This is a genomic window from Brevibacterium sp. (genome assembly GCF_022712115.1).
Taxonomy (GTDB): domain Bacteria; phylum Actinomycetota; class Actinomycetes; order Actinomycetales; family Brevibacteriaceae; genus Brevibacterium; species Brevibacterium salitolerans.
Genome location: NZ_JALAHB010000187.1, coordinates 1 through 11,120 on the forward strand (window position 1 = coordinate 1; position 11,120 = coordinate 11,120).

The following is an 11,120-nucleotide window of genomic DNA, read 5'->3' on the forward strand; positions in this document are numbered from 1 at the left end:
GACCGGTCTTTCCGCAGCCACGGTGGCGGGTGAGGTCCATCGGCGCCTCATCCGGCATCGACGGTTCCCGCGGACTGCTGGGGCGGAGAACAAGGAGATGTAATGCACATTACATCTCGACGGCAGAAAGCGGAATATGTGTCTCATGGTAGAAGGGGGCGGCCGCAGATGGGCGCAGAGCGGTGTTTCCACAGCCGCGAGGCCTCGACCGTTCGCAGTCTTCGACCGTGTGTGCCCGTGTGCGCATGGCAGCTGCGTCAAAGGGTGCGAGGGGCCTGCGGGTGCTCCGGAGGGGGAGCCGGTGGCCGGACGGCGGGAACGAACCGGCCTGCGGCATCGCGCGTGAGCAGACCCTCGCGCTGGACGTCGTCCCAGGTGTCGACGTCGCGGATGGCGGCCTCGGGCACGTCGACCGTGGTCATCCGCAGTTGCTGGGTCAGCGCACGGACCGGGGCATCCGCAAAGGCGTCCGCAGGTCCTGCGGTGACCGCATGGAGAGCTGCGGTCCGCACGGCGCTCACCAGCGGCTGCGGGCGGTCCGTGAAGGCGACGAGCATGTCGCGGGGCCCGTCGCCCGGGGTGGTCTGAGCATTCCCACCGGCTCCGTTCTCGCCGGCTCTGCGCGACTGTCCGGCCTCACGCGGCTGCCCGTGCAGGTCTCGTCCACTCGGCGCAGCCTCGGGTGCAGGGGAGCCCGGCAACCCTTCGCGCAGCAGTGCGGCGAGGGCCGCGGCAGGGTCGGCGAGGTCACAGGAGAGGAGGAGTGTCCACGCGGGAGGACCCGCATGGGCGACGGTGTGGGGCTCCGCACGCGTGCCGACGGGTCCAGCCTCGCGCAAGGCCCTCGCGCCTGCCGCGATCGCCGCCGCCGGTCCTGATAAGCGCGGCCGCTCCTGCACCAGACGCACGGACCGGGGGAGCTGGGAGGCGAGCTCCTCCGGGCCCACGACGACCACGGCCTCGGGCGCGGTGCCCCTCTCCAGCACGGCGTCCACCACCCGCCGCACCAGAGGCACCCGCTGCCCGGTGAAGAGCAGGGCCTTGGGCACCCCGCCCAGCCGGGAGGAGCGTCCACCGGCCAGGACGATGGCGGAGCCTGGAGCGTTCATGCCCCGGATGCTACCGGGGTGCCCATCTCGCCATGAGAACGCACTGCAGCCGGTCGCGGCCGATCCGGGAGAATGACGCGGCGCCGTGCAGGACGGCGCCCCTGCACACCCCGCAGCGCGCACCGAACAGGGGGAGAGCCTATGAGTTCCTCGACAGCGACGGACACGCACGATCCCGCGTCCGCTCACACCACTTCGCCCCGTGAGATGCGCAAGATCGCAGGTGCCAGCGCGATCGGCACGGGCGTGGAGCTCTACGACTTCCTCATCTTCGGCCTCGCCGCCGGCCTGGTGTTCCCGCAGCTGTTCTTCCCGGAGTCCGACCCGCTGGTGGGCACCCTCCTGTCGTTCATGACCTTCGGCGCGGGCTTCCTCGCCCGGCCGCTGGGCGGCATCGCATTCGGCCACTTCGGTGATCGCTTCTCCCGCAAGACCATGCTGGTGATCTCCCTGGTGGCGACCGGCGCGGCCACGGTGGCGATCGGCCTCCTGCCCACCTACGACACCGTGGGCATCCTCGCTCCCATCCTGCTCGTCTCGATGCGGATCGCCCAGGGATTCTTCATGGGCGGCGAGCAGTCCGGGGCCTTCCTCATGGTCACGGAGCACGCACCTGCCGGGCGCAAGGCCTTCTACGGCTCCTTCGTCACCTCCGGCTCACCCATCGGCAGCATCCTCGGGATCGGCTTCTTCAACCTCGTCGCGGTCCTCACCGGTGACCAGTTCGTCGAATGGGGCTGGCGGATCCCGTTCCTCGCCTCCGCGATCCTCATCGCGATCGGCATCTACGTGCGCCTGGGCATCTCCGAGAGCCCCGTCTTCGCCCAGATGGCCAAGAGCGCGAACGTCGCGAGGATCCCGCTGGTGGGTGTACTCTCCACCGCGCTGCCGCTCGTGCTCGGCGGGGTGCTGGTGAACATGGGCTTCAACACCTTCATCTTCATCGTCAACTCGTTCTCCACCTCCTACGGCACGCAGGCCCTGGGCATGGACCGCAACACCCTGCTGCTCTCCAGCCTCACCGGTTCCGTGGGCATGCTCATCGCCGTGTTCGTCGCCGGCTGGCTGGCGGACAGGTGCGGCCTGATCCGTGTGATGGTCGCAGGCGCGGCGTTCCAGATGCTCTGGGCGTTCCCCTTCTTCTGGCTCTTCGACACCGCTGTGCCGGTCCTGCTCTACGTGGCGATGATCTTCGCCTACATCGGGCTCAGCTTCGTGTTCGGTCCCATGGCCGCCTACTACGTGAGCCTCTTCCGGCCGGAGTACCGCTACTCCGGCGTCGCCCTGTCCTACAACCTGGGTGCCGTGCTGGGCGGCGGGCTCTCTCCCACCATCGCCACCGCCCTGCTGGGCCGGTTCGACTCCAGTACGGCGATCTCCGCCTATGTGGCGCTGGGCGGGCTGCTCTCCATCGTGGGCCTGCTGCTGACGGCGCGTCAGGTGCGGCGCGCCTCGACGGCGACGCTGGGAGACTGACAGCCGGCCCGGTTCCCTGCCGGGCTGCGGCGGCAGGAGGCTGACGTCCGGGCCGCGCCCGAGGCCGACTCCGGTGCCCGTGCCGCGCCGGCTCCGCGCCCACTACCATGGCGGGAGGCGCGGCAGCCGTGCGCGGTGACCGCCGTGCGCAGGCGCTGACACCGCGCAGCACACACGGATGTAAGGCGGAAGAGTGAGCACTTCAGGACACAGCGACGCACGCCTGCACGGCGGCCTCACCCACGTGCGGGAGGACGGCTCCGCGCACATGGTCGATGTGAGTGAGAAGGCGGTCACCGCCCGCGTCGCCCGTGCCTATTCGCGCCTGCAGACCACGCCCGAGGTCGTGGCACAGGTCTTCGACGGCTCGCTTCCCAAGGGGGACGCCGTGTCCGTCGCCCGGATCGCCGGCATCATGGCGGCGAAGAGGACCTCGGAGCTCATCCCGCTGTGCCATCCTCTGCCCGTCAGCACAGTGACCCTGGACATCCGGCCGGAGGCGGATGCGGGCCCAGGCGCTGCAGCGGGTCCGGAGGCGGGTTCTGAAACGGACTGCGGAACGGGCACCGAGGGCGACCAGGAGGCCCGCCCGGTGGGCGGTTCCGAGGAGAGCGGCGCTCCGTCGTCCATCCTCGTCGAGACGCTGGTGAAGACCACCGGTGTGACGGGCGTGGAGATGGAGGCGCTCACGGCGGCCTCGGTCGCCGCACTCACCCTCTACGACATGGTCAAGGCCCTGGACCGGGGCGCGGTCATCGCGGAGACCGGTGTGCGCTCCAAGTCCGGCGGCGCCAGCGGAGACTGGGTGCGGGTATGAGCGAGGAGCACCGCCCGCCGCACGCGCAGGTCTACACGCCCGGGGCACACCCGCCCAAGCGGGACCCGGACTTCGGCAGAGGCAGGCGTGCGGTCGTCATCGTCGCCTCGACCAGCTGCGCGGCGGGGGAGGCGGAGGACACCGCCGGTCCGGTCGCCGTGCGCTGGCTCCGGGGCCTCGGCTACGACTGCCCCGATCCGCTCGTCGTCCCCGACGGCGCACCCGTGGGCAGGGCGCTGGACCACCAGCTCACCGAGCTGCCGTGGGACGAGCGCCCTCGCATCATCGTCACGAGCGGCGGCACCGGCCTCAATCCGGATGACGCGACCCCGCAGCTCACCTCCGCCCGGCTGGACTACGAGGTGCCGGGCATCATGCACGCCATCTGGGAGTACGGCCTCAAGAAGCTCGACTACGCCGTCATGAGCCGGGGCGTGGCCGGCGTCCGCGACCGGACCTTCGTGGTGAATCTGCCCGGCTCCCGCGGCGGGGTGAAGGACGGGATCACCGTCCTGGACACACTCATCCACCACGTACAGGCCCAGATCGAGGACCTGCGCGACCATCCGGACGCGCGCCGGCAGCCTGCAGGCGCCTCCGGCCTGTCCCTCACCCGGGACGCGGCTCACGCCCTGGACGCCGCTCCCACCCAGGACCCTCCCGGCGCGGTGCCCGGCGAGGTCGTCCATGCCGAGGTCACCACCCGTGTGCTCTCCGCGACCGCCGCCGAGGCCGCGGTCGTCACCCGCGCCACCGGTGCCTCGGTCGTGTTCACGGGTCTCATCCGCGACCACGACTCCGGCCGGTCCGGGGTGACGGGCCTGGACTACACGGCGCACCCGGATGCGCAGGACGCTCTTGCCCGCACGGCTGAGGAGATCGCGCGTGCTCATCCCGGAGTGCGGATCTGGGCGGCGCACCGGATCGGGCGGCTGGAGATCGGGGATGCGGCGCTGGTGGCGGCCTGTGCCAGTGCGCACCGGGCCGAGGCCTTCGCAGCGGCCTCGGACCTCGTGGATGCGATCAAGGAGTCCGTGCCCATCTGGAAGCAGCAGTTCTATGCCGACGGCAGCCACGAGTGGTCGGGGATCCGGTGACTTCTCCGGATACAGGCACCGGGCGCTATGACCGGCAGATGCGTGTGCCCGGCGTGGGAGCTGAGGGCCAGCATCGGTTGAGCCGGGCGCGTGTGCTGTTCATCGGCGCCGGCGGGCTGGGTGCGCCTGCCGCTCTGTACTTGGCCGGTGCCGGTGTGGGCACGCTGGGGATCGTCGACGACGACGTCGTGGACCTCAGCAACCTGCACAGGCAGATCGTCCACACGACGGCGGCGGTGGGCGAGCCCAAGACGGAATCGGCGCGGCGGACGCTGCAGGCCCTCAACCCGGACGTCACCGTCGAATGCCTCACCACCCGTCTCACTGCGGGCAATGCCGTGGACCTGCTGCGGGGCTGGGACATGGTGCTCGACGGCTCCGACGACTTCGCCACCCGCTATCTCGTCTCCGACGCGGCCGCCGTCCTCGGCATCCCCCACGTGTGGGCCTCCGTCATGGCCTCCGGCGGACAGCTGAGCGTCTTCGATGCGGCGCGCGGTCCCGTCTACCGCGACCTCTTCCCGGTCATGCCCGCGCCGGGCAGCGTGCCCTCCTGCGCGCAGGCCGGCGTGCTCCCCGTGGTGCCCGGGATCCTGGGTGTGGCGATGGCGGCGGAGGCGCTCAAGCTCGCCCTGGGCCTGAGCTCGCCCCTGGTGGGGCGGGTCGCGATCTACGACATGCTCACCGCGGAGTGGGACCAGGTGCCGGTACAGGCGCACCCGCAGGTGAAGCGCCCCTCCACCGCCGCCGAGGTGGGCGCGGGGCTCCCTCCCACGGTCACGGTGGAGGAGCTGGCGGACGTGCTGGGGCAGGCTGGTGCGCTCGCCCGGGCCGGCGCATCGGAGGACAGGGGCTCCCTGCTTTCCGTGCTCGACGTCCGCACAGCGGCCGAGCGCGCTGCCGGCACCGTGCCGGGTTCCGTGCACGTGCCGGTGGAGGAGATCGAGGAGGATCCGCTGAGAGTGCTGGACGGCCTCGGGGGTGGTGCGGGGACCGTCTACGTGTTCTGTGCCTCTGGGGCGCGTTCGGCGCGGGCCGCCCATGCCCTGCGCCGGGCGGGGGCCGAGGCCGTCGACGTGCTGGGCGGATATGAGGCGTGGGAGCGGCGGATCGGCGACGGGCGCGGTCCGGCGGAGAAGCAGACCGGCAGACAGCAGACCAGTGAGCAGGAGACACCAGGAGGCGGGGAATGGCGACACGGCTGACGGTGCGGACGCGGGCGCACCGCTTCGACGCGGACGGGCTGGTGCGCTCCCGCGCGGACAAGCTGGCCGGCGAGGAGCCGTTGGAGGTCCGTCTGGACGGGGAGCAGTTCACCGTCACGATGCGCACACCGGGCAGCGACGTGGAGCTGGTGATGGGATTCCTGCTCACGGAGGGCGTCATCACCCACCGGGACCAGGTGAGGGAGATCGACTTCTCCTCCGGCCTCAACCCCGACGGCAGCCGCAACCTCAACGTGGCGAGCGTGTTGCTGGAACCCGGGACCTGGGATCCGGCGAGCTACCGGCAGAGGCAGGTCTACACCTCGAGCGCGTGCGGGATCTGCGGCACCGCGTCCATCGAGGCGGTGCAGAAGGTCTCGCGGTATCCGCTGGCCCGCCCCCGTCCCCTCGTGACCCCGGCGACGCTGCTGGGGCTGCCGGATGCGCTGCGCGCGGAGCAGGCGCTGTTCGACGCGACCGGGGGAGTGCACGCGGCCGGGCTCTTCCGGGTGAGCGACCGCCCCGGTGCGGAGGCACAGGAGAGCGAGCTGCTGTGCCTGCGTGAGGACGTCGGACGGCACAACGCCGTGGACAAGGTGCTCGGATGGGCGCTGGGGGAGGACCGCCTGCCCCTGGGGGACACGGTGCTGCAGGTCTCCGGCCGCGCGAGCTTCGAGCTGGTGCAGAAGGCGGCGATGGCCGGCGTGCCGGTGCTCTCCGCCGTGAGCGCACCGTCCTCTCTGGCGGTGGACCTCGGGCAGCAGCTGGGGCTCACGGTAGTGGGCTTCAACCGGGGCAGGACGTTCAATGCCTACTCCGCGGTGGAGCGGATCCGGGAGCAGTAGTCCGGACGGCTGTCGAACAGGCCGTGCCTGCCTCACGTGCAGAGGAACAGTCGGCTCGGACCCTCGCTGCCGCGTCCGTGCCTCCGGATAGCCTGACGTCCTTCTCTCTTCCCTGTCTCACAGACCAGAAGGACACGCCACCACCATGATGGGTGCACACCACGCCTCCACCGGCGCTGCCGCCGGAATCGCCGTCGCCGGGAGCTCTGCCCTGGCACTCGGCCTCCTGCCGGGGATCTCGATCTCCGAGGTCGCCGCGGTCACGCTCATGACCGCCGGTGCCGCGCTGCTGCCGGATGCAGATCACCACAACGGCTCCATCGCCAACTCCCTGCCGGGATTCGGCCCGTTCCCCGGACTCAGCGAGGTGCTGTGCCGGGTGATCTCGCGCCTCTCCGGAGGGCACCGGCGAGGCACGCACTCGCTCGTGGGGATTGCGGTCTTCGTGGCCCTCACCTGGGCAGTCGGCAGAATCGTGGTGCCGGTGGGAGGCATGGAGGTGGCACTGGGGGCGGGCATCCTCGGCGTCGTCCTCGCCGCCTTCGCCTTCGACGCGCTGAAGATCTCACGCCTGGGCCGCATCTGGCCATGGGCACTGGCGCTGGCCGCAGGCGTCTACCTGGCGCTCGCATTCCCCACTGCCGGGTGGGTGCTTCCGCTGTCCGTGGGGCTGGGCTGCGCCATCCACATCCTGGGTGACATGCTCACGACAGGGGGAGTGCCGCTGCTGTGGCCCCTCGTCGTCAGGCCGCCGCGGTGGGTTACCGGGATTCCCGGCATCCGGCGCATCTGGCGCCGCTCCGGCCTGTTCTCCGTCCCGGTGCTGGGCAACACCGGTTCCGCACGGGAATGGGTGCTGGGTTCGCTCGTGGGGCTCTACGTGGTCCTCGCCTGCCTCGCAGAGGCGCAGGTGACCGGCTCAGACCTCTGGAGTGCGCTCGCCGGCTGAGGGCGCGCTCGCGGGCACACGGTGCGGGGGTGTGGCACGGACGCGGGAGCCGGCTGCTCAGGCCTGCCCTCACATTGCCAGGACGCCGGCGACGGCGGCGACGACGACCCGTGCGGTCGCCGCGTCGGTGAGTTCCACTGCGCCGTCCGGTTCCTCCGCACGTGCCGCGGACTCACGGCGCCACCGGGCGGCACTCGTCACCAGGGAGAACAGCACGGCCATCGCCGCTTCCCCGTTCCTCTCTCCGCCGGGGTGCGGTCTCATGACGGCGAGCACGTGGTCGACGGCGGCCCGCGTCTGCGGTCCGGGCACCCGCTGCCCCGGTGCGAGGGACAGCCACGGGTGTGAGGCATGGACAGCGAGGAGCTCCCTCACGAAGGTCAGCAGGTCCGCTTCCGGGGAGGCGGTGAGCGGCCGGCGCCTCACCTCGCCGAGCGCGTGGTCGACCATCGCCTCCAGCAGTGTGTCGCGCCGGCGGAAGTGGCGGTAGAGCGCCGCGGGAGCGCACTCCACACGATCGGCGACCTGTCGCATGGTCACGCTGGGCAGCCCCGCCTCATCGGCCAGCCTCACCGCGGCTTCCACGATCCGCGCACGGTCCAGGCGGGGTGGGCGGCCCGTCCGTCTGCTCGCCGGTTCAGCCATCGAGCCCGTGCACCCACTCCCTGATCCGGGCGGTGCCGGGGGCCTGACCGCTGGAGGTCTGCGCTGCCGCTGCCCGCTCCGCATTCTCGAGCAGGCGGGCGCCCGCCTCCGCCCTGAGGCGGAAGGAGGCATCGCTCCGCAGGTGCGCAAGTGCACGGACGACGACATCCGGACTCATGGACCGCGCGCGCAGAGTCTCGCCGGCTGCGCCCAGGGTGATCAGCCTGCGGGCCCAGAAATGCTGGTCCGTGTGCAGGGGCACGGGTACCGAGGGCACTCCGGCGCGAAGGGACGCGGCCGTCACCCCGGCACCCGCCTGATGCACGACTGCGCTCACCCGCGGCAGGAGCCACTCGTGCGGCACATCGCCGGCGACGCAGACGCGGTCCTCCTCGGTTCGCAGGAGGTCGGACCCCAGGAGACGGTCCCAGCCCGAGCCCTGGAGCACGAAGCGCTGCGGCTCCCGCGAGACGGCCGCCGCGATCGCCTGGGCGGCCTGCGCGCCCACGGCCACGCTGCCCAGCGTCACGAGAACCGGGGCGGGCCCCGCCTCGAGGAATCGGCTCAGCTCCTGCGGCGGTGCCCAGTCGCGGGGCACGAGAGGCCACCAGCAGCCGTCCATCGTCGCCTGCGCAGGCCAGTCCCGCGGGCGGGGGAGGAGAACCTCGCTGATCCCGTGGTGGAGGGGCATGCCGGCGCGGAGGCGGCGCCGCTGAGCCCTCCGCCGGGGCTCCCGTGGCAGGCCCAGCTCGGAGCGGACCCAGTCCACCGCCGGATCGTAGGGGGCCGGCATCCTCCCCGCGAGTCTGCCCGCGAGCAGGTTGCCCAGGCCGCCCAGCCGGAGCGCCGAGGCCGTCATCGGCGGGTACTCACGGCTGGGAGGGGCGGGCTGCAGGTGCGTCTCGGCCGAGGGCGCTCCGAGTGCCTCTGCGATGTCGTGGCCGTAGGGCGCGATCGGATTGGTCAGCACGACCTCGGCGCCGGCAGAGGCGCCCAGCGCGGCCTCCGCGCCGGCCTGCATGTATCGGCGCAGCTGTGCCAGATGCGCGCGCACGCCTGCCGCGGCGTTCGTGGGCAGCACTGCCGGCTCCATCGGTTCCTGGAACGCTGCGTGCCGGCAGCCTGCGTCGGAGACGGCATCCGCGAAGTCGGCGTGGGCGACGATGGTGACGGAATGCCCCTCAGCGCTGAGATCCGCACCGATCCGCGCCGCCGGCGCGACGTCTCCCCGTGAGCCGGGTGCCAGGAGCAGGACCTGCATGGATCTCCTTTGTGAATGCTGTTCGCAAACTCTAGCAGGAGACTCACCCAGGGGCAGGGCCGGTGCGGCGTGAGAGGCTCGTCCGTCGTGAGGTGGGCCGGGCTCAGGCTTCGGACTCGTTCCCGGAGCCGGCCTCGGCGGCGGTCTGCCGGCCGGCCTGCTGCTTCCGTGACTCCCGCCAGAACGTCCAGGCGAACAGGAGCACGATGAAGCCCAGCGTCACCCACAGGGTGTACTTGTCGATGATGCCCAGCACTTCCACGGCGGCCTCGCCCAGCTGGTAGCCCAGCGTCGTCCAGATGAGTGTGAAGAGCAGTGCGCCCAGCAGATCTGCCGTGAGGAACAGCCAGAGCCGCATGCGGCTCCACCCGGCCACCAGCCAGACGAGCGTGCCGGGGATCCCCGGGCAGCGGGAGACGAGCGTCATGAGGAACAGAGCCCAGTCGGGGATGCGCTTGAGCTGCTCGATCCGGCGCCTCTGGCGCTCATTGGACGCGAAGAGGTTGAGCACCCCGTCGCCCCAGCGTCTGCCCGCCAGCCAGAAGGCCCAGTCCAGCTTCGCCATGCCGACGAAGCCGGCGAACACCACCAGCCACAGTGGGATCTCCCCCACCCGGGCGTAGGCGGCGGCCGCCACGATCGAAGTCTTGGCCCCGTTGATGAATTCCTGCAGCACCGGGGCATTCACGAGCATCCAGGGACGCAGCGGCATGAGGGCCAGATAGATGATCGGCACCCCCAGGACGATGAAGAGCAGCGCCTTGTCCAGTCGCTTCGCCTTCCCCTGCCAGGGCTTCACCTGTGCCCAGGGGTCCTCCGGCGTGTCCTCCGCGGTGCCCGCAGGTGCGTCCTCGGGCGTCTCCTGCCGGGCGTCGTCATCGCTCATGTCCACCATCGTAGAGTGCAGGGTCGGCATGAGAGGAGAATCCTGCTTGAGACGCCTGCGGTTCTCGATACAGAGTGATCCCCTCAGAAATCCTGCCAGACGATGGGGCGCTCCAGTGCCTCTGGGTGCGTCTGGGTGAGGTAGTGGAAGTACTCATCGATGTGCCGGCGCATCGAGGCTTCCGCTTCCAAGGGGTCCTGCGCTGTGAGGGCGTCGAGGATCGCCTGGTGAGCCTCGACCACCGCAATGCGACGCTTCTCCGGGTAGTCGACGCCTATTGCACTGCCGTCGAGCAGATTGAGCAGTGCCTCGATGGTGGAGTTGAGGAGCGCGTTGCCGGACCCTGCGGCCACGAGCGAGTGGAACTGCTTGTTGGTCTCGAGGAACACGCTCTGGTCGTCGATCCCTTCGCGCATTACGGTAACGCTGTCCGTGATCTCCGCCAGCAGCTCCGGTGACATGCGCGTGGCGGCCAGCTGTGCCAGCAGCGGTTCGATCCCGAGACGTGATTCCGCGATGGCGCGATAGGGTGCCTGCTCGAACTGGAGCAGCAGGGTGAGGGTCGTCTCCAGGCTGGAGCTGTCCGGCCTGCGGATGATGGGGCCACCGCCGGGGCCGGGCTTGAGGGTGAGGACGCCTTGGATCTCCAGGATGCGCAGCGATTCGCGCAGGGTGCCGCGGCCCACGCCGTAGTCGGCCAGCATCTGGTGCTCAGGCGGGAGGCGGTCGCCGGGCGCCTTGTGCTCACGGCTGATGTCCGCGACGATCCGCTGCGCCACCAGTACCGCGGGCTTGGGGGGCCGCGTCCGCATTCTGCTCATGCTCTGTCC

11 protein-coding genes are annotated in these 11,120 nt (G+C 71.0%); 6 read left to right on the top strand and 5 right to left on the bottom strand.

The annotated features are described in order from the left end of the window. Window positions 1-257: 257 nt before the first annotated feature. On the bottom strand, window positions 258-1,109 hold the full coding sequence (locus Q0A33_RS10410; protein WP_291795978.1) for an NTP transferase domain-containing protein: 852 nt from the start codon (window positions 1,107-1,109) through the stop codon (window positions 258-260). A gap of 141 nt (window positions 1,110-1,250) precedes the next feature. Between Q0A33_RS10410 and Q0A33_RS10415 the strand changes: the two genes are divergently transcribed. From Q0A33_RS10415 to Q0A33_RS10440, 6 genes are all read left to right on the top strand, one after another. Next, a complete protein-coding gene (locus Q0A33_RS10415; RefSeq protein ID WP_291795981.1) occupies window positions 1,251-2,585 on the top strand; it encodes an MFS transporter in 1,335 nt (444 codons plus the stop codon). 193 nt (window positions 2,586-2,778) lie between these two features. Further along, entirely contained in the window at window positions 2,779-3,402 is a 624-nt protein-coding gene (moaC, locus tag Q0A33_RS10420; RefSeq protein WP_363316574.1) for a cyclic pyranopterin monophosphate synthase MoaC, read from the top strand. Next, window positions 3,399-4,499, top strand: coding sequence for a molybdenum cofactor biosynthesis protein MoaE (locus Q0A33_RS10425; protein ID WP_291795984.1), 1,101 nt, complete (start codon window positions 3,399-3,401; stop codon window positions 4,497-4,499). The genes moaC and Q0A33_RS10425 overlap by 4 nt, the downstream gene beginning before the upstream one ends. After that, a complete protein-coding gene (locus Q0A33_RS10430) occupies window positions 4,496-5,704 on the top strand; it encodes a ThiF family adenylyltransferase (RefSeq protein ID WP_291795988.1) in 1,209 nt (402 codons plus the stop codon). The genes Q0A33_RS10425 and Q0A33_RS10430 overlap by 4 nt, the downstream gene beginning before the upstream one ends. Further along, window positions 5,689-6,549 carry a formate dehydrogenase accessory sulfurtransferase FdhD gene (gene fdhD / locus Q0A33_RS10435; RefSeq protein WP_291795991.1) on the top strand — a complete coding sequence of 287 codons (861 nt, stop codon included), beginning with the start codon at window positions 5,689-5,691 and terminating at the stop codon, window positions 6,547-6,549. Before Q0A33_RS10430 ends, fdhD begins: the two co-directional genes overlap by 16 nt. 145 nt (window positions 6,550-6,694) lie before the next feature. Continuing rightward, window positions 6,695-7,498 (top strand): metal-dependent hydrolase, encoded by an 804-nt coding sequence (locus Q0A33_RS10440; RefSeq protein ID WP_291795994.1) that lies wholly within the window; start codon window positions 6,695-6,697, stop codon window positions 7,496-7,498. 69 nt (window positions 7,499-7,567) lie between these two features. Here Q0A33_RS10440 and Q0A33_RS10445 read toward each other — a convergent pair whose 3' ends face one another. From Q0A33_RS10445 to Q0A33_RS10460, 4 genes are all read right to left on the bottom strand, one after another. Next, window positions 7,568-8,143 (bottom strand): helix-turn-helix domain-containing protein, encoded by a 576-nt coding sequence (locus Q0A33_RS10445; protein WP_291795997.1) that lies wholly within the window; start codon window positions 8,141-8,143, stop codon window positions 7,568-7,570. Beyond that, window positions 8,136-9,404, bottom strand: a complete 1,269-nt coding sequence (locus Q0A33_RS10450) for a glycosyltransferase (RefSeq protein WP_291796000.1) — start codon at window positions 9,402-9,404, stop codon at window positions 8,136-8,138. The genes Q0A33_RS10445 and Q0A33_RS10450 overlap by 8 nt, the downstream gene beginning before the upstream one ends. 103 nt (window positions 9,405-9,507) lie before the next feature. Next, the gene (locus tag Q0A33_RS10455; protein WP_291796003.1) at window positions 9,508-10,290 is read right to left on the bottom strand and encodes a DedA family protein; all 783 of its coding nucleotides are present in this window, start codon (window positions 10,288-10,290) and stop codon (window positions 9,508-9,510) included. A gap of 83 nt (window positions 10,291-10,373) precedes the next feature. Beyond that, window positions 10,374-11,102 carry an FCD domain-containing protein gene (locus Q0A33_RS10460; protein WP_291796006.1) on the bottom strand — a complete coding sequence of 243 codons (729 nt, stop codon included), beginning with the start codon at window positions 11,100-11,102 and terminating at the stop codon, window positions 10,374-10,376. Window positions 11,103-11,120: the final 18 nt, after the last annotated feature.

Excerpts from the sequence above, each read along its gene's own strand:
- Q0A33_RS10425 (WP_291795984.1), top strand. The coding sequence starts at position 3,399 with ATGAGCGAGGAGCACCGCCCGCCGCACGCGCAGGTCTACACGCCCGGG.
- Q0A33_RS10440 (WP_291795994.1), top strand. The coding sequence starts at position 6,695 with ATGATGGGTGCACACCACGCCTCCACCGGCGCTGCCGCCGGAATCGCC.
- Q0A33_RS10460 (WP_291796006.1), bottom strand. The coding sequence starts at position 11,102 with ATGCGGACGCGGCCCCCCAAGCCCGCGGTACTGGTGGCGCAGCGGATC.
- Q0A33_RS10415 (WP_291795981.1), top strand. The coding sequence starts at position 1,251 with ATGAGTTCCTCGACAGCGACGGACACGCACGATCCCGCGTCCGCTCAC.
- Q0A33_RS10450 (WP_291796000.1), bottom strand. The coding sequence starts at position 9,404 with ATGCAGGTCCTGCTCCTGGCACCCGGCTCACGGGGAGACGTCGCGCCG.
- Q0A33_RS10410 (WP_291795978.1), bottom strand. The coding sequence starts at position 1,109 with ATGAACGCTCCAGGCTCCGCCATCGTCCTGGCCGGTGGACGCTCCTCC.
- fdhD (WP_291795991.1), top strand. The coding sequence starts at position 5,689 with ATGGCGACACGGCTGACGGTGCGGACGCGGGCGCACCGCTTCGACGCG.
- Q0A33_RS10455 (WP_291796003.1), bottom strand. The coding sequence starts at position 10,290 with ATGAGCGATGACGACGCCCGGCAGGAGACGCCCGAGGACGCACCTGCG.
- Q0A33_RS10445 (WP_291795997.1), bottom strand. The coding sequence starts at position 8,143 with ATGGCTGAACCGGCGAGCAGACGGACGGGCCGCCCACCCCGCCTGGAC.